General features: G+C 47.1%; 17 protein-coding genes. 8 read left to right on the top strand and 9 right to left on the bottom strand.

Annotated elements, in window-relative coordinates; translation table 11 throughout:
- The 5 genes from ViNHUV68_RS08420 to ViNHUV68_RS08440 all read left to right on the top strand — a co-directional run bounded on the left by ViNHUV68_RS08420 (position 1) and on the right by ViNHUV68_RS08440 (position 6,047).
- Positions 1-1,902, top strand: coding sequence for an alkaline phosphatase D family protein (locus ViNHUV68_RS08420; RefSeq protein WP_391087310.1), 1,902 nt, complete (start codon positions 1-3; stop codon positions 1,900-1,902).
- Between the two features lie 172 nt (positions 1,903-2,074).
- The gene (locus ViNHUV68_RS08425) at positions 2,075-2,557 is read left to right on the top strand and encodes a TerB family tellurite resistance protein (RefSeq protein WP_391087312.1); all 483 of its coding nucleotides are present in this window, start codon (positions 2,075-2,077) and stop codon (positions 2,555-2,557) included.
- A gap of 376 nt (positions 2,558-2,933) precedes the next feature.
- Complete coding sequence (locus tag ViNHUV68_RS08430; protein ID WP_038172560.1) at positions 2,934-3,935, top strand: C4-dicarboxylate TRAP transporter substrate-binding protein; 1,002 nt, start codon at positions 2,934-2,936, stop codon at positions 3,933-3,935.
- 77 nt (positions 3,936-4,012) lie between these two features.
- Positions 4,013-4,627, top strand: coding sequence for a TRAP transporter small permease subunit (locus ViNHUV68_RS08435; protein WP_391087315.1), 615 nt, complete (start codon positions 4,013-4,015; stop codon positions 4,625-4,627).
- A 10-nt stretch (positions 4,628-4,637) separates the two neighbouring features.
- Positions 4,638-6,047 (top strand): TRAP transporter large permease, encoded by a 1,410-nt coding sequence (locus tag ViNHUV68_RS08440; protein ID WP_211252978.1) that lies wholly within the window; start codon positions 4,638-4,640, stop codon positions 6,045-6,047.
- 49 nt (positions 6,048-6,096) lie between these two features.
- Here the strand turns inward: ViNHUV68_RS08440 and ViNHUV68_RS08445 are convergent, their stop codons facing one another.
- The gene (locus tag ViNHUV68_RS08445) at positions 6,097-6,627 is read right to left on the bottom strand and encodes an exonuclease domain-containing protein (RefSeq protein WP_391087319.1); all 531 of its coding nucleotides are present in this window, start codon (positions 6,625-6,627) and stop codon (positions 6,097-6,099) included.
- An 86-nt stretch (positions 6,628-6,713) separates the two neighbouring features.
- Entirely contained in the window at positions 6,714-8,243 is a 1,530-nt protein-coding gene (locus ViNHUV68_RS08450) for a diguanylate cyclase domain-containing protein (protein ID WP_391087322.1), read from the bottom strand.
- Positions 8,244-8,570: 327 nt separating this feature from the next.
- On the opposite strand from ViNHUV68_RS08450, the gene ViNHUV68_RS08455 reads away from it, so the two are divergent.
- From ViNHUV68_RS08455 to ViNHUV68_RS08465, 3 genes are all read left to right on the top strand, one after another.
- On the top strand, positions 8,571-9,203 hold the full coding sequence (locus ViNHUV68_RS08455; protein WP_038172567.1) for a DUF2760 domain-containing protein: 633 nt from the start codon (positions 8,571-8,573) through the stop codon (positions 9,201-9,203).
- Complete coding sequence (locus ViNHUV68_RS08460; protein ID WP_391087325.1) at positions 9,203-11,119, top strand: Hsp70 family protein; 1,917 nt, start codon at positions 9,203-9,205, stop codon at positions 11,117-11,119. Before ViNHUV68_RS08455 ends, ViNHUV68_RS08460 begins: the two co-directional genes overlap by 1 nt.
- A gap of 138 nt (positions 11,120-11,257) precedes the next feature.
- On the top strand, positions 11,258-14,065 hold the full coding sequence (locus tag ViNHUV68_RS08465) for an Hsp70 family protein (protein WP_391087328.1): 2,808 nt from the start codon (positions 11,258-11,260) through the stop codon (positions 14,063-14,065).
- 82 nt (positions 14,066-14,147) lie between these two features.
- Here the strand turns inward: ViNHUV68_RS08465 and vopD are convergent, their stop codons facing one another.
- The 7 genes from vopD to ViNHUV68_RS08500 form a co-directional block, all read right to left on the bottom strand.
- On the bottom strand, positions 14,148-15,155 hold the full coding sequence (vopD, locus tag ViNHUV68_RS08470; protein ID WP_391087331.1) for a type III secretion system translocon subunit VopD: 1,008 nt from the start codon (positions 15,153-15,155) through the stop codon (positions 14,148-14,150).
- 10 nt (positions 15,156-15,165) lie between these two features.
- The gene (gene sctE, locus ViNHUV68_RS08475) at positions 15,166-16,383 is read right to left on the bottom strand and encodes a type III secretion system translocon subunit SctE (RefSeq protein ID WP_391087334.1); all 1,218 of its coding nucleotides are present in this window, start codon (positions 16,381-16,383) and stop codon (positions 15,166-15,168) included.
- 3 nt (positions 16,384-16,386) lie between these two features.
- Complete coding sequence (locus ViNHUV68_RS08480) at positions 16,387-16,878, bottom strand: SycD/LcrH family type III secretion system chaperone (protein WP_038172576.1); 492 nt, start codon at positions 16,876-16,878, stop codon at positions 16,387-16,389.
- A gap of 11 nt (positions 16,879-16,889) precedes the next feature.
- Positions 16,890-17,624, bottom strand: a complete 735-nt coding sequence (locus ViNHUV68_RS08485) for a virulence-associated V antigen (protein ID WP_391087337.1) — start codon at positions 17,622-17,624, stop codon at positions 16,890-16,892.
- Positions 17,625-17,634: 10 nt separating this feature from the next.
- Complete coding sequence (locus ViNHUV68_RS08490) at positions 17,635-17,886, bottom strand: type III secretion protein (protein ID WP_391087340.1); 252 nt, start codon at positions 17,884-17,886, stop codon at positions 17,635-17,637.
- A gap of 88 nt (positions 17,887-17,974) precedes the next feature.
- Complete coding sequence (gene sctV, locus ViNHUV68_RS08495; protein WP_391087342.1) at positions 17,975-20,092, bottom strand: type III secretion system export apparatus subunit SctV; 2,118 nt, start codon at positions 20,090-20,092, stop codon at positions 17,975-17,977.
- Positions 20,085-20,426: a M48 family metallopeptidase gene (locus ViNHUV68_RS08500; RefSeq protein ID WP_038172579.1), complete on the bottom strand. Its 342-nt coding sequence runs from the start codon at positions 20,424-20,426 to the stop codon at positions 20,085-20,087. Before ViNHUV68_RS08500 ends, sctV begins: the two co-directional genes overlap by 8 nt.
- Positions 20,427-20,428: the final 2 nt, after the last annotated feature.

The following is a 20,428-nucleotide window of genomic DNA, read 5'->3' on the forward strand; positions in this document are numbered from 1 at the left end:
ATGGATAATAAAAGACCTTTTCTTATTGCTGGCCCCATCTTGCGCAAAACCACTGCCACTGAGCTGGTCTTTTGGTTAGCCACACGTGAACCCCTTGATGGTGAATTTGCCCTCAGTTTGGCGGCCGACCAAACCGAGTTACACCGTCAATCTTTAAGCCAGTTCGAAGCGTTTAAAGTTGGCCAATATTGCTATGTCACCTTAGTGCGTATTGTTGGTGAGTTCCCGCAAGATACTGCGCTCAATTATCAATTTAATACCCAACACGGCCCCTTGGTTGAGCTATACCCACACTTGCTCTATGGCAATGAGTCACAACTTAGCATTACCATCTCGACCAAAGCCGATTACGTGATGCACGGCTCGTGTCGTAACCCTCATGATCCTAGTGACGATGCCTTGGTGCGCGCCGATGAAAAAGTCGCCCAATATTCTATCGACCAACGCCCTGACTTATTAATGATGAGCGGCGACCAAATCTACGCAGATCACGTTGCTGGACCAATGCTCGATGCCATCCATCAAACCATTGAGTTATTAGGGCTCCCGCAAGAGCAATTTCATCAAGCGCCTGTACAAAACAGTGACGAGCTTTTTGCTCATCCGGACTGTTATTATCGCCGTGACCATCTCTTACCCCATCATTACGATGACGGCACACTGTTCACTAAGCTGTTTCCGAAGCGCAACGCGCCTATTTTTACCTCTACCGATACAGAAAACCATTTGATTACCTTTAGCGAGTTTGTCGCTATGTATCTGCTCGTTTGGTCGCCAACCTTGTGGTCTTGCATCAATCCAACTCGCTTGCGGGACAATGGTTTCTCTCACGCTGGACAGGTTATGGAGCCGCGCCTTCAACAACGTTGGCACGACGAACATCAAATCCTTCAAAGCTTTGTTGATGGTCTTAGCCAAGTGCAGCGCCTGTTCGCCCATATCCCGACTTACATGATTTTTGATGATCATGATATTACCGACGATTGGAATCTCACCATTGGCTGGGAAACGGCCGCCTATCAAAATCCATTTTCACACCGCATCATTGGTAATGGCTTAATGGCCTATTGGCTTTGTCAGGGATGGGGTAACGAGCCCGACAACTTCAATCACGAATTTGTTAATTTGGCACGCCAATTTCTCGACACGCCGAGTGTAGACAATCATGACGCCTTTATCCGCCATTTATATCGCTTTGAAGCTTGGCACTATACGATTGAGCGTTCGCCGAAAGTCGTGGTACTTGATACTCGAACGCGGCGTTGGCGTTCTGAATCTAAAATGAATAAACCGTCAGGATTGATGGACTGGGAAGCCATGATAGAGCTGCAGCATGAGCTTTTGCATCTAGACAAAGTGATCATTGTCTCGCCAGCACCGATGTTTGGTGTCAAGTTTATTGAGACCTTACAACGGATAGTGACTGCACTCGGTAAACCGTTAATGGTTGATGCAGAAAACTGGATGGCGCACCCTGGCAGCGCTAATACAATGTTAAGTATTTTTACCCACACCAAAACCCCGACTAATTTTGTTATTTTGTCAGGCGATGTGCACTACTCATTCGCATACGACATTAAACTCAGGTTTAGACGCAATAGCCCGACCATCTATCAAGTCACCTGCAGTGGTCTCAAAAGCCAGTTTCCTGAACCTTTGCTCGCGTTGTGTGACCACGCAGACCGGTTGCTTTATTCGCCGCGCTCACCATTGAACTGGTTTACCAAACGTAAGCGTCTCAAAGTGAAAAAACGCGATCCAAATACACCTGGGCGTCGTCGCTTAGTCAATAGCAGCGCCATTGGCGAACTCAAACTGGATAAACAAGGCCAACCAGAACGTATCGCGATTTTAACTGGTGACGGCAAGCAGTGGGAGTTTATGCCGATAAAAGAAAAGTAAGATTTTGGTCAAACGTATTGTGATCCACGACCAACGTCACTATCTATAAACAGAGTGGCACTATAAATAACGTCACTATCTATAAATAGAGTCGCACCTAGATAAGTAGAGTCGTACATCGATAGCTAGAACAGCGCATTTACCAGCACAACCGCACAGAAAGGCATAGACCATGTTAAATTCGATTACTAAACTGTTTAAACAGTTGCTTGAAGGGGAAGATTTAGGCCAACACAGCGCCGCAGACCCCAATTTAGCGATTGCGTGCTTATTGTACGAGGTTGCTGGCGCCGATCATCAGATTGAGCGTGCAGAGAGCGAAGCAAAACATCACCTGCTTGGTAAACTGCTCAATCTCGACCCTAGCCAAACCAACGCACTGCTAACTCGCGCTCAACAATGCAGCAAAGATTCGGCGTCTTTGTATGAGTTTACCTCCCAGTTACGCGAACTTAGTCAACAAAACCGCTACTGCGTGATTCAGGCGATGTGGCAAGTTGCCAATGCCGATGGCACGATCGACCCACTAGAAGAAGCCGTCATTCGTAAGACCGCCGAGTTGCTTTATGTTGATCACCGTGACTTTATTCGTGCCAAGCTTTCTGTCACCGAACTTCCGGCCAACGAGCCTCCAACTAGCGATAAAGACCAGTAGGTCATATTGGCAAATCAACCGAGTCCTCGTACCTTGATTGCCTGAGTAACATCACATCGCTATGACAACGCCGCATCAATCCCATCTCGTCGTTCTCACACAGTGAGAGCGACCTGAGCTCAACCTAATCACCACGTAACGTCACCTCAACTTGTCATCCCCTGTAGCACGCTACTCGATGCCGTCACTTCACATCTTGACCTCATTAAGTCGTGAGGAAAGCACCATAATTTGATAACAACTCATTAACTTTACAACGTCTTTGCTATAGTCATATTCGAAAAAAATCAAAACGTTTGCGACACAAATTGTCGGTTTAATACTCCGAATCGCTCCCAATGAGCGAAACACGCGTGCATAACAACAAGGACGATATATGAAAGCACTACAAACCTCCCTCATTACCCTCGCCATCACTGGATTTATGGCTTCGGAAGTCGCCGCTGCAACGGAATGGAATGTTTCTCTGTGGGGAAAACGCCGCGCTTTTACCGAAAACGTAGAAAAGCTCGCAGAGCTAGTTGAACAGAAAACTAACGGTGAATTTAAACTCAACATTTCTTATGGCGGCCTGTCTAAAGCGCGTGAAAACTTAGACGGCATTTCGTTCGGTGCATTTGAAATGGCTCAGTTTTGCGCTTTTTATCATGCCGATAAAAACCCGACCATTACGGTCAACGAACTGCCGTTTGCCAAAGAGGTGTCATTAGCTCGCATTAGTGATATCTACATGAAAGTATTTGAACACCCTGAAGTAAAAAAAGACTTGGCGCGTTGGAATGCGACGCTGCTGATGCCAACACCACTGCCGCAGTACAACATTGTCAGCAAGAGTGACGCACTAAACTCTCTACAAGACTTTGATGGCCTGCGCGTACGTGGGCCAGGCGGAATTATGGGAGTACTGGGTAAGCTCGGCGCAGTCAAAACTGGGGTACCGTTTTCTGAGGTCCGCCAATCGATGGATTCTGGCGTCATTGATGCCGCCTCGTTTGCTCCCCATGCTCACCTGTCGACGAATTCCTACAAAGTGGGCAAATGGGCCACAACCAACCTTAACTTAGGCTCTGCCAACTGCCCAGTGGTGGTTAATACTGAAGCTCTTGAAATGCTCAAGCCCGCTCATCGTGAAGCACTACTCGGTTCCGTCGATGAAGCGCTCGACTTCTATGTGCAAAACTATGAGCAAAACACCACGGCGAAATACCAAGCAGCTATCCGCGATCAAGGTTTGACTTTAGTGACCTTCTCTCCTGAGCAGACCGAACAGCTCAACGAATTGGCCCAGTCAGTGCGCCAAGAGTGGATTGATAAATACAAAGACAAGTTTGACTCTCAAGCTGTATTTGACCACACCGCGAAACTCTTTGCTGAGTAATTCCCTCACCCGCCAGGTAAGACATTCTGACTTGCCTGGCACACTCTCTATGACAGATTTTTAGATAGGAGACCGCTATGTCGGCTGCTGCTTCTGTATTGGAAGATGATTCGAAGTTAAGTCGTGCAGACCGCTTACTGTTTCGTTTCGAGTCCTTTCTCAACCTCGCTGGTGGCGTGGTAATTTTCTTACTGGTTTTTCTCGCCACCGTTAACGTGTTAGGTCGTTGGTTATTTTCATCGCCCATCAATGGTTACGTTGACTGGGTCGAACAAGCCATGGCGTTTATTGCCTTTCTGGGCATCGCATACACACAACGCATGGGTGGTCATATCCGGATGGACATCATCATTGGCCGCTTCAAAGGCCGTTGGTTATGGGTCACTGAATTTATGTCTGCTCTGTTGATGTTCACCGTTACGCTTGTGCTTATTTACGGCTCCTATTTGCACTTTTGGCGCGCCTATTCGATTGGCGACTCGTCGCTCGATATAAACCTTCCGACTTGGCCAGCCAAGCTAATCGTGACGATTGCCCTGAGCATCTTGGCTGCGCGGTTAGTGTTACAAATGTGGGGCTACGCGCGCGCAGCAGTGAGAAGAGATGAACGCCCTGTTGGTGTCCCTCTGATTGAATCAGCTGCCGAAGTGGCCGCAAAAGAAGCCGAAGCAGTAACCGGACACGAGAGTTAGGAGAGTTATTTTGTCAGATTTAATTCAAACCATGGCCACTATGGACAGCATTCAAATTGGTCTTTGGGTATCAGGTGCCATGCTTATTTTTGTTGTGCTTGGTGTGCGAGTAGCCTTTGCCGCTGCCACCGCAGGGTTCCTCGGTTTAGTATGGATATTCAGTGCCAAATTTGGCTTCGAACGTGGCTTTATGGTGGCACTCAAAATGGCCGGGACCATTCCTCATTCTAAAGTATCATCGCTCGCGCTATCGCTGATCCCGACCTTTATCTTGATCGGTTTTCTTGCCTATCACGCAGGGCTGACAAAAGCGCTATTTGAAGCGGCGAAACGTTGGGTCGGTTGGTTACCGGGCGGAATGGGGGTCGCTACTGTATTTTCGACAGCAGGCTTCGCTGCGGTTTCAGGCGCTTCGGTCGCAACATCGGCGGTGTTTGCCAGAATTGCGGTTCCAGAGATGCTCAAACTCGGCTACGACAAGCGCTTTGCCGCTGGCGTTGTCGCGGCAGGTGGCACCCTCGCTTCGTTGATCCCGCCATCGGCCATTTTGGTCATTTACGCCATCATCGTCGAGCAAGATGTCGGTGCCCTGTTGATGGCAGGCTTTATTCCCGGTTTTGTTTCAGCGCTGATTTACGGTGGATTAGTTATTTTCCTTGCGATGACCAAAAAAGATTTTGGTCCACCTGTGCGAGGGTATAGCTGGAAGCAACGCTTTGAATCACTGCCAGCAGCAGCGCCCATTTTCTTTGTCGTCGCAATTATCATGGTGTGTATTTATGGCGGTGTCGGGACTCCAACAGAAGCTGGTGCCCTTGGTGCTAGCGTGATTTTATTGGTGGCTCTTTATCATGGCAGTCGTTGGAAAGAGATTAAAAGCTCAATCATGGAAACCGCCAAGCTGTCAGCAATGATATTCGCCATCATCTGGGGGGTATTGATTTACGTTCGGTTTCTTGGCTTTGCCGATCTGCCGAGTGCTTTCTCAGATTGGATCGTCAGCTTAGAACAAAGCCCAATGCTGACCTTGCTGTTTATCCTACTCGCGTATGCGGTTCTGGGGATGTTCATGGATGCAATTGGCATGTTGCTACTGACTCTCCCAGTTGTTTACCCTGCAATTATTGCTCTAAATGGCGGCGTAGATGTGGCCGCAGTAGACTCTGCATTTGGTGTTTCCGGGCTAGGTTGTGCGATTTGGTTTGGTATTATCGTGGTCAAGATGGCAGAACTGTGTTTAATCACCCCGCCTATCGGCTTGAACTGCTTTGTGGTTGCAGGAGTGCGTCCTGAATGTTCAGTTCAAGATGTATTTCGCGGCTGTACGCCTTTCTTCGTGGCTGACGTGATCACCATTGCTGTGCTGATCATGTTCCCAAGTATTGTGTTGTGGCTACCAGAGATGATTGGCTACGCGTAATAAAATAGCGGTCAATAGCATCAAGGGAGCCATTCGCTCCCTTGATTTTTTACAGCATCGTTAATGCAAGTTTGGCTAAGTTATGGGCATCGACATAACCTGAATGCTGTCGGCCTTCCCACTCGATACCTTTACTTTCTTGCGCGACTTTATGACCAACACGCTTGTCTTTAAGGCGATTTTGAATCCGAAATAGGGTTGCTAAATTTATGAACTCATTAAACGGCATCTCAATGCCCTTTTGTTGGCACTCTTTGGCTAACACGCGATCATCTCGGCCCCAAGCGGCGTAGATTTTGTTCGCACCGCCAAAGTTTTTCACCATCGACTTAAGCACTTCTTGCAAAGGCCGACCCTGTTTCTCAACCGTGCGTGGCGTAATACCGGTCAATTGTGCACAAAACAGCGAGACTTGATCATGTTCTGGTTTGACGTAATATTGTGCACGCTTAACGATCTCGCCCTTAACAAGGTCAATTTCTGCTAGCCCAACTTCAATAATTTCCCCAGTGGTACCGACACCGTTTTCATTCCAACAACACATTTCTAAATCGAAACAAACAATACGGTTATGGTTCATGATTGGCCTTTGTTCAAAGTTCGCAAAACGCGAAATTCTACATCAGAAATCGACAAAATTCGAATCGAACACGTTTAAGCGCTCAGTTATGCGGCAATCGAGACACAATTTCGCCCTGCTTGCTTACTCTTATAGAGCTCTGCATCACAATGCTGCAGGATGTCTTCTTGGCTTTCATCTGTGCGGATAGCCGCGCCGATACTCAACGTACAGCGAATGTCGTGTTGAGCAAAGTGATAGGCAGCCTGTCCGACCGCATCACAAATCTGTTGTACGTAATCTGCCAGCGCTTGCGGCTCAGTAACATTAGAAATAATACAGAATTCATCACCACCGATGCGCACAAAAATGTCGCCTTCACGTAACTGGCCTAACACTACGTTAGCCACACCAATCAAGACCTCATCGCCTGCAATATGCCCGTAACTATCATTAATTTGCTTGAACTCATCAATATCAAAACCGATTAAAGAAAAGCACTGTTTGTCAGTGACTCTTTGCTGCAAGTGACGACTGAATGCACGGCGATTATAAATGCCTGTTAGCGCGTCATAATCGACTAAAAATTGCAGTTCACGGGTTCGTTCATTGAGCAGCTTCTCTAAATACTCTTGATCTCGCAACAATAGGTACACAATGTAGGTAAGCAATAATGACACAGTAAGCCCAGTCAAACCTATCGACCACAGTACCATTTTGTCGTTGTATGGAACGGTGCCCGCCAGTTTAAAATCAACTACCCACTCGCGGTTTGGTAATCGAATACGCTTCTGGATGTCAATCCCCTGACTCTCTTGCCAGCCATCACTTTGATACAAAATCGGATCGTCTTCTGCATCAAAGCCTAAATCGGTCACCCGAACCAACAATTCTTGCTCAGTGGCCGTACGTAACACTATTGATTCAAAGTATTTGGTCGAACGGATGGCACCAATTACCACACCAATTAGCTTTTGCGGTTGGTCAACGGAAAAGACCGGATGATAGACCAGCAACCCGGTTTTACTAATGCTTTTGTCGATGCCATCTTGCAATAACCGTACTTTGTCAGACAGACTTGGCTGACCAGTTTTGACAATATGATCAAGAACCAACTGAAAACGGCTTCTTGATGAGTAATAACCCAAAGCTTTGAAATTCGCTTCACTGCGTGGATAGACATCAGACGCAGTGTAGATTGGCTGATTATTTGGCAGGATATAGCCAAAGGTTTTAGGTCCATCTTTGGGGATGGTGTAGATCTCATAAAATGGGAATGTTGCACGCACCTTGGCAATGTGTGTATCAATGTCTTTGCTCTCGACACGCTGCATCCATTGCAACGCGATCAATGACTGAGACGACGACAACACTTGCTCCGCGAAAATCGAAAAGCGATCCCAGTCATCAGGGTGAGTAGAACGAAAGAAATTGGCCCCAGCACCAATAAAGTGCAGATCACTTTCAATCACCTGTTGCAAATTTTCGCTCTGTTGTTCGGCCAGTTTATCGACCAAATCCATACTGTGGCTTTGCTGAGCTTGATAAGCAAAATAAACCAAATAGCACGTCAGCATCAAAGTAAAGACTAAGGTAACGGCAGGAAATAAAAACTTCTTTGTTCTAAATTGGCGCATAACGCTGTTGCGGATTAATCGACCGTCCTTGAGAATAACGCGCTATTCTAGCGCTTACTGATTGGCGATATAAAGCTCAATCCTGCCTTTGATATGAAACAATCCTCATTTCGAGGTATAGGCCTCCTTTTTCGGCTAAATTCGGTTAAAAACAAAACAGTTAGCCATCAAAACCCCTGTTTCGGCCTGTTTTTGTAGCCGTACATTGACTTGATTATGATAATATTCACCCCAATCTATCAGAATAAATCGGCTCTTATTTCAACCCAGAGCCCTCACAGAGATTTCGCCTGTCTCTGAAATCAGAAAAATTAGAAGAGAATTGTCATGACGTTCGATTTACAAATGATCCCTCAAACGTTCGATATGCTTCACGCAGGTCTTGCTGCATCAAGCGTTCTATTGCTGCTGATCGCGGTTTCACGCAAATCAACCGTAGTGGAAAAAGTGGTTGAGAAGCCAGTCGAAAAAATCGTTGAAGTAGAAAAGCCCGTCGAAAAAATTGTCGAAGTTGAGAAAATCATTGAAGTAGAAAAAGTGGTTGAGAAGGTTGTAGAAGTCGAGTCGAAACTTGCTACCGCTTCAACCGACTCAGCGCTGCAGCTTCTCTCTCTCATGCAACAAGAAGCGCGCCTTATCGATTTTCTCCAAGAAGACCTGACTGCGTTTTCTGACGAAGAAGTCGGCGCCGCCGCTCGCGTCATCCATACTGGTGGTAAAAAAGTCTTAACCGACTATGTCACGCTTGAGCCTATTCGCCATGAAGATGAAGAGACCCGTATTACTATCGAAGCAGGCTTCAACCCACAACAGATTCGTTTGACGGGCAACGTTACAGGCAATGCACCCTTCAACGGTACATTGGTCCACAAAGGTTGGAAAGCGAACGCAATCAACTTACCAAAGTTAGCTAAAAACTACGATGCTTCTGTTATAGCGCCTGCTGAGGTTGAGCTGTAATGGAACACCAAAATATCGCCCAACAAAACGCTAGCTCGAACACAGCGAAATTTAGCGTCGGTATCGACTTAGGCACCACTCACTGCGTGCTCTCGTTTATCGATACGCAACAAGAAGACTCTCGCGTTGAAGTCATGCCAATTGCGCAGCTGACCGCGCCTGGTAACGTAGAAACTCGTAACCAACTGGGCTCGTTTTTATACCAACCGCACCAACACGAAATGAACCCAGCGTCACGTGTGCTGCCTTGGTCATCACAGCCAAGCGCTCTAGTGGGCGCGATTGCACGTAATCTTGGTGCAAAAACACCGATTCGCTTAGTGGCCAGTGCAAAGTCTTGGTTATGCCATGCCGGTGTAAACCGTCGCGATGCTTTTTTACCCGCAGGTAGCCCGGAAGAAGTCGAAAAAGTGTCACCATTACGCGCGACTGAACTTTATTTAGAGCACTTAAAAAACGCTTGGGATCACGCACACCCAGACCATCCTCTGACTCAGCAAGATGTCACCATTACGGTACCGGCTTCCTTCGACCCAGCGGCGCGAGACTTAACCGCCGAAGCGGCGCGCAATGTTGGCCTGGCTCATCTGACTTTGCTCGAAGAACCACAAGCTGCGCTTTATAACTGGATTGATAACAGCCACGACAAATGGCGTGACGACGTTACTGTCGGCGATATTGTGCTGGTGGTGGACATCGGTGGTGGTACTACTGACCTCTCTTTGGTTGAAGTTACCGAACAAGATGGCAACCTTAGCCTCAACCGTATCGCGGTTGGAGAGCATATCCTACTCGGCGGCGATAACATGGACTTAGCCCTTGCCTACCGCCTGAAGATGAAACTGGCACAGCAAGGCAAAGAACTGCAACCATGGCAAGTACAAGCCATGACCCATGCTTGCCGTGATGCCAAAGAAGCACTCCTTATCGACGCTGAACTTGAGTCAGTGCCGATCGTAGTTCCGAGCCGTGGTTCGAAACTGCTTGGTGCCACTTTAAAAACGGAACTGACTCAAGCGGAAGTTCAGCAAACCTTGGTTGATGGTTTTTTTCCAAAAGTTGCCGTGACAGAGCACCCAGTGCAGCGCAATCGTGGCGCCTTGACTCAAATGGGTCTGCCTTATGCACAAGATGCCGGAATTACACGCCATATTGCGGCTTTCTTGACCAAACAAGCTAATGCACAAGGTGGCAGCGCGACGGCAGAAGCGTTCAATCCTTTTGCTAATATGCCAGGTATGGGCGGCCAGACTGATCAGTCAGCAGATTTTATTAAACCAACCGCCATTTTATTCAACGGCGGGGTGTTAAAATCGACATTGCTAGCCGCTCGCCTTGAAGAAACCATTAATCAATGGTTGCTTGAAACCGACGCCCCAATCGCCAAACGCTTAACTGGTGTCGACTTAGACTTAGCCGTCGCTAGTGGTGCAAGCTACTATGGTGCCGTTCGCCGTGGACAAGGTGTTCGAATTCGAGGCGGTATTGCATCCAGTTATTATGTCGGGATTGAAAGTGCGATGCCGGCTATTCCGGGGATGGCACCACCGATGGAAGCACTATGCGTCGCACCATTTGGCATGGAAGAAGGCTCTAGCGTTAGCGTACCAAGTAAAGAATTTGGTTTGATTATCGGCCAACCGGTCAGCTTCCAGTTCTTTGGTTCGACCGTTCGCCGAGACGACGAAGCCGGCCTTCACCTTGATCACTGGGCACCGGAAGAGCTCGAAGAGTTGCCAGAAATTCAAGTGACTTTGCCCGTTTCTGAAGGGCGCCGTGAAGGTGAAGTGGTTCCTGTCACTTTAGCCTCTCGCGTTACCGAGCTAGGTACGCTCCACCTTGAAGCCATCGCCTCTGATAATGGCCAAAAATGGCATGTCGAATTTGACGTGCGCGATGATGGCAAAGATAACTAAAGCGAACCAACATAATGAGACAACGGCACCACAAGGTGCCGTTTTTGCCAGACGCCAGTCTACTCGTTCGTTTATTGACTAAACGAAGACGAAATTACCCAGATTGGTATGCGATAAATAGACAAAGGGTTTTGTTATATGGCCTCTCCTCGATTTTTAGTCGGTATTGATTTAGGCACAACTAACACCGTTGTGGCGTTTTGTGAAATCACTGACAACCTAGAACACGCACCAGTGTCACTGTTTGATATCGACCAGTTAATCGGGCCGGGTGAAGTGGTGCGCAAACCGCTTTTACCCTCTTTCCGTTACCATCCCGCTCAAGGACAAGTCTCTGAGTCAGATTTAACTCTGCCGTGGCAAAACAAGCCCGTCGATGGCGACATTTCACATGTCATTATCGGCGAGTGGGCACGTGAGTTGGGCGCCAAAGTCGAGGGTCGCCAAGTATCGAGTGCCAAAAGCTGGCTCTCTCATCAAGCGGTTGACCGTCGCTCAGATATTCTGCCTTGGGCGGGCGCCGATGATGTAGACAAAGTCTCCCCTGTGATAGCCAGTGCGAGTTATTTGAATCACATTCGTCAAGCATGGAACTATCGTCATCCAAGCAACCCTCTCGAGCATCAAGATGTGGTCGTAACGGTGCCCGCCTCGTTTGACGAAACGGCGCGAAAACTGACCTTAGAAGCTGCGCAACTGGCGGGTCTTAATCATATCGTTCTTCTCGAAGAACCACAGGCGGTGTGCTACGACTGGTATGCTCGTCACCAGAACAGCGCCGCTGAAGAGCTAAAATCATTACCACTTATTTTGGTGTGTGATGTTGGTGGCGGAACAACCGACCTCAGCTTAATTGAAGCAAAGTATACCGATGATGAGCTTGCTCTGGATCGAATTGGCGTCGGTGAACACTTAATGCTCGGCGGTGATAACCTTGACCTAGCCCTTGCTCATCTTGCCGAGCAGCGTTTTAGTCACAGTAAAAAGCTTAATGCTGCAAGCTTAACAAAACTTATCCAGCAAACCCGTAAAGCTAAAGAGAACCTGCTTTCAACCCACGCCCCGGACGAAGTGAAAATCACGATGCTCGGCAGTGGTTCTAAACTGCTTGGTGGCACAAAAAGTATTGGTTTAACCAAACAAGAAGTACATCAAATCGCCCTTGATGGTTTCTTCCCTCTGTCGGATTTTACCCATACACCGGATAAGAGACGCAGTGCGGTGGTTGAATTTGGTCTACCTTATGTCGCAGACCCTGCGGTCAGCAAGCATGTGGCCGAATTCCTCAATCAACATCAACAAGTCTCCTATTCGGCTCTGGCTCAACAAGATACCAGTAAGCCTGCCATCCCTGTCGGGTTGCTGCTTAATGGTGGGGTATTCAATAGTGAGCTAGTTACCGAGCGCGTAACCCGTCTACTAAGCCATTGGCGCGGTGAACCCGTGACCGTTTTGGATAACCCTCACCCTGATTGGTCAGTGGCACTCGGTGCGGTCGCTTTTGGTAAAGCGCGTCGAGGCGCACAACTAAAAATCGGCGGTGGTGTGGCTCGTTCCTACTTCTTGCACCTACAAGAAAAGAACAAAATGGGTAAAGCACTCTGCTTGCTGGCCAAAGGCACAGAAGAAGGTCACGAAATCCGCTTAAGTGGTCGCCGTTTCGCTCTGACGCTCGGTGAACCAGTTCGTTTCAACCTGTTGACGACAACTCATGACACGCTGAGCAACAATACTGCCATTCAAAACGGAGCCATGGTCGATATCGATGCCGATCTTTTCTCGCCGCTGCCCCCATATATCTCAACTCTTGAAGGGCAAGGTACGGAATTGCAAGCCAATCAAAAAGAGCGTGTCGAAGTACAACTTGCTTGCCAGTTAACCGAGGTGGGCACACTAAAAATGGAGTGTGTTAACGTCGCCGATGACAATAAGCGCTGGGCACTGGAATTTGAAGTCCGTAATCAAAAAGCGGATGAGATTCAACAACAGAACACGCATCCACGTCTTGCTGAGTGTAAAGCGCTGATTTCACGCCTTTACAGTGGCAACAAAAAAAGCGCCGAAGGCAAAGAGATAAAAACGCTCGCAAAAGATCTTGAAAAAATGCTCGGCAAACGGGATGAGTGGGATTTTACCACCCTACGTCAGATTTTCGATGTTTTTGCGCTGGGAAGAAAACGCCGACGTCGCTCCGAAGCTCATGAAAAAAACTGGCTACGCTTGGCCGGCTTCTCGTTACGCCCTGGTTTTGGCGATGCCACCGATTCATGGCGCATCGAACAAGTTTGGGGACTCTACCAGCAAGGGATCCAGTTCAAAAACCATCAAGGTTGGAGCGATTGGTGGGTATTCTGGCGCCGTATTGCCGGTGGTCTGAATCAAGAGCAGCAAGAGACGATCCTCGCGGATATTGCTAAATATCTGCACCCTGGTGCGATGAAAAACCCACAATCGGCCAAAGCGGCACAAGAAATGGGTTATGAATCAATGTTGCGTTTAGCCGCCTCTCTTGAGCACCTCGATGTCGAAGATAAAACTCTGCTCGCCTCTTGGTGTTTAAGTAAAGCCCTCAACCACAATCAATTTGAACAAGCTCATTGGTGGGCGCTGGGCCGATTAGCAGCGCGTACGCCACTTTATGGCAGTCAACACAATGTCATTGCTCGTGAACAAGCTGAGCAATGGCTACCGAAGCTACTTGAACAAAACTGGCAAAAAGAGCCGATGATCGCTTTCGCGTCGGTCATGATGTGTCGTAAAACCGGCGATCGACTGTTTGATATCTCTGATGACTTCCGCCAACAAGTGGTCGATAAACTCAAACAAAGCAAAGTGCCACAGTCGTGGTTATCTCTTGTTGAAGAAGTCAAAGAGCTCTCAGCTAGTGAGTCAAAACGTGTCTTTGGTGATGCTTTGCCGAGCGGCTTAACCCTTGTTAACCACTAACTGCAAGCTAAATAAAATGGTACAAAGGCGCACTGAGTTGAGCGCCTTTTTATTGTTGAAACTGTTTAAATATTGAAACGGGTTAAACTGCCGATCCCGACGCGCGCCACGCTTGGTTTTCGCTATCCGAAATAGCACGAAACAACTCTCGTAGCTCTTTTAACAAGCTGTCTTGAAAGCCGAGATTTTCATCCGCTTTCTGTTTTGCGGCCTGCGCTCGAGCGGCAAGGATTTCATCTTCTTTGCCACGAGCCTGAGCTTTGGTCTGTTCAACATTAGATGCCGCATTAGACATCTGACCTAAAGCTTGCAGTACGGCATTGTTAGCTTGGTTTTTTGCCATCCGATGCTCAAACTTACGACTATTTACTTGCCGCTTTGACAGCATATCAGCAATATTATCTTGCCCTGTATTATGCAATTTCACTAACTGTTCTTTTTGCGCAGCAGACAAGTTTTTTGATTTCAACATTTGTTCTACTTGCTCAAGACCCGCTTTCTGCGGTTTCAACGCATGGTTGTCCGCAACTTGTGCTTTTATCTTACCCACCGCTTTAATATTACCGACCACCCCCGTAGCAGCAGTCGCACCTGCCAATACGCCTGAGACAACCGCTGTCGCTAACAGTGCGTTAGCAGCATTTTTCATTTCATTCGCTTGATATTGCAAGCTTGCCACATTGGCTTCTACAGCAATCTCACGCTGTAGCGTTTGTTGGTTACGACTCAGCTTTGATACTTGATAAAGCAAAGACAACAAACTGAGCACTTGCGAAACCGATTCAGACACAGACTTCACCATTGGTTGCCCTTTTATTGTTTTATCTAGGGTTTGCGTTAGTAAGTTCAGCGTTGGTGCCACTGCATCCACCAGCTTCTCCGCAACTTTACCCTGGTGACTGGTGGCAAGTGTTTTAGGCACATCAAGTTGTACGCAAGCAGAAAGGGGGGCCGAATTGTTACTGGTACCCTTTACCGCGCTCGCTTCGGTTTTGGTTGCAGCTTGCTGCGCTTTAACCGTTATTTTTACCTCTTGTCCTAAAGCGTATATATTCGCCGTACTTTTTGTATTGCTAATTAAATCTACCATCTTCGACTCCTTATACTGTGGCGGGGCGGTTTAACACTATTTTCATCGATTCGCTCTTGGACTCAATCATTTGCATAATCATCGTCATGACTTCCTGAAAACCTTGCATGATTTTCTCAATTTCTGTTTTTAGCTTGTCGATCACCGCCTGGCTTAATGTCATCTCCGCGCGCATTTCTATAAGTTCAGATTGAATATTGGCAACATCAGCTTGATGGCTAGCATGCAGGCTATCTGTCGAGCCTTTTCCCACATTAACTGTAAGATCGACGGTTTCAGCGCCATATCGAACTCCTTTCGTCACCGTTGAAGCCGCCTCGGAACCCATGTCGGCAACTTTTGCCATATTCGTTGCCACCTTGGTGGCCATTTCACAGACTTTTTCAGCAACTTTTGTGGCACTCTTAGCCGCCAGTTTGGCGATACCGCCTGCAGCGGCACCGCCAAAAGTAACAACAGCGCCAATAACGGCGACAGCAATGTCTAACGCCAAGACGACTTTATTTAGCGCATCAACATTGATGCCTGCTTGTTTTAAAGCATCTTGTACCTCGGGCTCTTGCAGTGTCATGCTAACGACCCCCATCACACCACCGGCAATCATTAGTGCTCCTGCGGCAGCACCAACTCCCGTTGCGACCATAATCGCCCCGACGACAACGGAAACCACGGCACTAATCCAACCGAAGATCTTGGCAGCTAAACCCGACTTTTTCGCCTCTTGTGTGACTTTTTGAGACTCTTCAATCTTGTGTTGATTGTCGTTCATCTCTTGTTTGTGGTTTGCTTTTGTAACCTCGATCTCCTTGAGCTTCAGACTCGTCTGCGCCGTTTTGAGATTATCAATGATTGCCGCGAGCTCAACTTCAAAATCATCCACTGAACCTGCAACAATCTTAACCGCCAAAGCGCCTGTTTGAGCAGCGCTGGCATCAAGGGTATTCGCCATGGCATCAACCATTTTTTGTAGCTGTGCCATGTCCTTGATAGTCAACTCGTTAACTTTCTCATTCATCGCCGCATTAGGGACATCCAACTGAACTGGAAAGTTGACGAGATTAAGCGGCTCACAGGGTTGATTGTTAACGTTTCTAACCACAACAGCAGACTGCACAGCTTGGTAAGGCTGAGTCTTATCTAGCCTTCTTTTCTGTGCTGCTTTCTCGGTTTTCTCAGCACTAGAGGCGTATGTCTGGCTGTGAGCGCGGTCAAGTACAATAGAACTCATTGCCTAGTTACTCCTTTTCTTTTTTAGCGCTTTTAACATGATGTCTGCGCGTTTATGCAAATCTGCATAGTTTGATTGCCCGGCTGACACCTCCTTTGCTCTGTAGAACCCACTTTCCGCTTCGATGAATTGCTCAAGCTTCAAATGACACTGCGCCGAATGGAAAGGAGGACGAGGATCGTTGATATCCATCAGTGCCGCGTAGCTATAGGCATCAATTGCCTGCAGATACTCACCTAACTCTTGACGAGCCGCGCCTAAGCCGATGAAAAATCGAGCTTGATAGTGATCGAGCATACTCAATAGCTGAAAGACTTGGGCAGCTTGTTCAACTTTACCGGACTGAAAAACGTTATAACCGACTGCATAGATATGCTCGATGGTGTCTGTTGACACATCGTGAAGCATTTTTATCGTGCCACCCTGTTCCAGAAATGACATTAGCTCCTCAGCTTGACTGTGAGATGGTTCGATCGAGACGTTTTCATTACTCATGGAGGGTATCCTTAAAAGGCGCGTAGGATTTGTTCTAAAATGCTGTGATATTTCTGCACAAACTTGTTCATCGCCTCAACGGTCGCATTGAGCTGCGAGCTTGTGTCGTTCAATTCAGTGACTTTAAGCTGCACATCATCATTAAGCAGTTTGGATTTATCACTAATGGATGTTGAAAAATCACTTAGGTTCTTCACCTCTTTAGTATTTTGATAAGAGGTTTTATTGACGCTGATACCCTGCTGAATTAGGAAGTCTTTATGATTACTAATATTATGATCCAACAGATACTGATACTCTGGAGACTGTTTAAAAGTGGCCTCATCTTGATAATTAAAATCTGCATAGCTAAAACCTTCATTCTGTGGTGTATAGGTTTGAGATTCTTGATTGCTGTCCGTATTACTTAACTTAGAATGGATGTTGGACTGCACCACCGCGTAAATTTTGAGTTGCGTTGTGAGTGCTTGCAGCTCCTGTTTCTGCAATTCACGTTTTTCTAAGCGATCCAGGCGGCGCTCATTCAGTGCAAGCAGCACCTTATCGTCAAGTTGAGAGGTTGAATGAGGGGCGGTACTTTTACGCACTTGGCGATCTTCTAACTGCGCGGCTCGCTCAATGGCAAAAACAGGGTTCAGTGCCGGTTGGCTTTGATTAAATGTGGTTGGCTGACAATCTTGCATCGTACTCTGAGCATAATGAGTCGTAGCCGTCGTTTGATTACTTGTATTAGTCATCTCTATCATTTGCAAACCTCTAAATCACTATGCCACGCATTAATATTGGCCGTTTGTATCGCTGACTTTTCTTTTCCGATCTCTTACTTTGCGAGTGATGCGCCCAGTCAAGCAACATCGTATTACCTACGACTGAATCAACACCTAGCTCATCAAGTAATGGCTTGAACCTATCATGTTTGTCATCCGCATTTCGAATCGCCGCTTCTGCAAGTTCGATCGTTTCAGTAAAAGGTGATTTCATTGTGATACCCATAATAAATGCGTTCACTGGACTCTCTCTGTCAGTAAACGTCGAGTCTTTTTATTTTTTTCGATTGCTCAATGACTTAAAACTCGCAGGTCGAAACGCGTGGCTATCACATCCCTACTCTGCCAAGCGGTTGAATATTAATTTGCTGAGTTAGCTCTTGGAAAGACAACACCGGAAGCTCGTAATATTCCGACTCAAGCAACTTTCTGACATAGCGACGCACGTCCATAGACACAACCAACACGGGTTTATTTGGCATACGGCTAAGGTCACCAATCGTCTGTTTTACGTCGTTAATAAATTGCTGAGTCACCGCAGGATCAAGCGCCAAATAGCTTCCTGCAGAGGTCTGTCTAATGCCGTTACGAATGGTGTCTTCTACACTCTGATCAAGTAGGTAGGCGGGGAGCATGTTTTGTCCGTTAGCGTATTTATAACAAATGTAACGCTTCAAGCTAGAGCGGACATACTCGGTAAGTTGGACAACGTCTTTTTCCTTATGACCCCACTCGACCATTGCTTCTAAGATCACTCGCAGGTTACGAATGGAGATATCTTCACTGACTAAACGCTGCAGAATCTCTGTCATTTTTTGTAGCGGTATAATGCGCTGTGCTTCTTTGACCAACTCACTAAAGCCGCCTTCCATCTGTTCAAGCAGATAACGAGTTTCTTGAATACCGATAAAGTCTTGCGCGTAATCTTTTAGCACATGTGACAAATGGTAAGTCAAAATTCTATCGGATGTGAAGAAACCAACGTGACTTGTCTCTAACTGGTCTAAATAACGCTTTGATACCCATACACTGCTGATCCCCGGAAGAAAATCATCCCCTTGTTCAAACGGAATACTTAGCAGGTCAAGCTGTTCATTATCCTCTATCACGAGCAGTTTCTGTTGTTCAATTCGACCGCGTGCTACTGGTACTTCTTGCAGTTGAATCAAATACTCATTGTTATTCATTTGATCATTAAAACGCAGGTGTATCCCAGGGAATGGCACACCAAGATCTAAGTAAAGTGCGCGTCTTATTCGGACAAGTTCATCGTTTAGCGCCACCGCTTCAAGGCTCGCTTGTAAGCTTGAATCGAGTTCGATCAAAAGAGGGACTGTCATGGCAAATTCTTCTTGCTCAATCAGCTTACCTTTATTGACCCGCGTTGATGTCGGCAGGTTCAACTTAGCGGCAGGTAAGCCAGCGCCTTGAGCAACAAAGGTAGAAAGATCAGAGGTCTCAGCTTGGTTGTGTTTTGTTTGTCGATAGGTAAGGAACACCCCTCCACCACCAACCACCGTCGCTAACACCAAGAAAGTAATTTTCGGGAATCCAGGGATTAATGCAAATAAGATCAGCAATACACCACTAATTAATAGCGCCCTTGGCTGAGCAGTTACTTGGCCACCAATATCGGTTCCTAAATCCGAAGCGTTATCATGGCAGACTCGAGTCACGATAATGCCTGCCGTCATGGCGATAAATAGCGCTGGTATCTGCGAGACCAAACCATCGCCAACGGTCAAAATAGCAAACAGTTCTAGCGCTTCAGCCCCACTCATACCCTTTTGAGTGATGCCGATTGTCACACCACCAAGAAGGTTGACGACGATGATCACTAAACCTGCGATAGCGTCCCCTTTGACGAACTTCATGGCACCGTCCATCGAACCGTACATCTGACTTTCTCTTTCGATCAGCGAACGCCGATACCTTGCCTCGTTGACATCAATCACCCCTGCCCGCATATCGCCATCGATACTCATCTGTTTACCTGGCATTGCGTCAAGCGAGAACCTGGCACTCACTTCAGCGACGCGCTCAGAGCCTTTGGTAATGACCATAAACTGGACAATGGTAATGATAAGGAAAACCACAATACCAACGACTAAATTGCCGCCAACCACAAAATTACCAAAGGTATATACGATTTCTCCAGCATCACTTTGAAGAAGAATCAAACGTGTTGTGGTTATCGATAACGACAAGCGAAACAAGGTCGTAATCAAGAGAACAGCGGGGAAAGCCGAGAATTCGAGTGGCGTCGTAATATAGATCGATAACATCAGTAGCACGATCGCAATGCTTATATTTGTGCCAATCAGCACATCGACAAGCGCCGTAGGCAATGGCAAGATCATCATAAACACAATGGCTAGCAACATCACTGCAAGCATAATGTCTTTACGTTCACCCACCTTATTTAATACATCGATGAGTTTATTCATTCGCTTGACTGCTAAGTGATCTAACGTAGCGCCTGTGTGCTTGACGCGCCTCCTCTTGACGGCTTTGTTTCCATCGCGCTTGGCTTATGCACAACCATAGCCCGGATTCATACTCTTGTGGCTGTAACTGCAATAACTCTTCGCACAGCAAAATAGAGCGTGCAAAACACCCTACTTGCAAGCACGCAACCGCCAATAACCTTTTTGCTTCACAGCAATGGGGGCGAACGTCAACCACCACATTAAGCAGCGATATTGCTCTATCAGGCTGCTGGTATTGCACTTGTAAAGCGGCGTGGACCAGCAGAAATTCAACGTCTTGATTGCTTAGCATCG

The sequence above is a fragment of the Vibrio sp. NH-UV-68 genome (genome assembly GCF_042940635.1).
GTDB classification, from domain to species: domain Bacteria; phylum Pseudomonadota; class Gammaproteobacteria; order Enterobacterales; family Vibrionaceae; genus Vibrio; species Vibrio pacinii.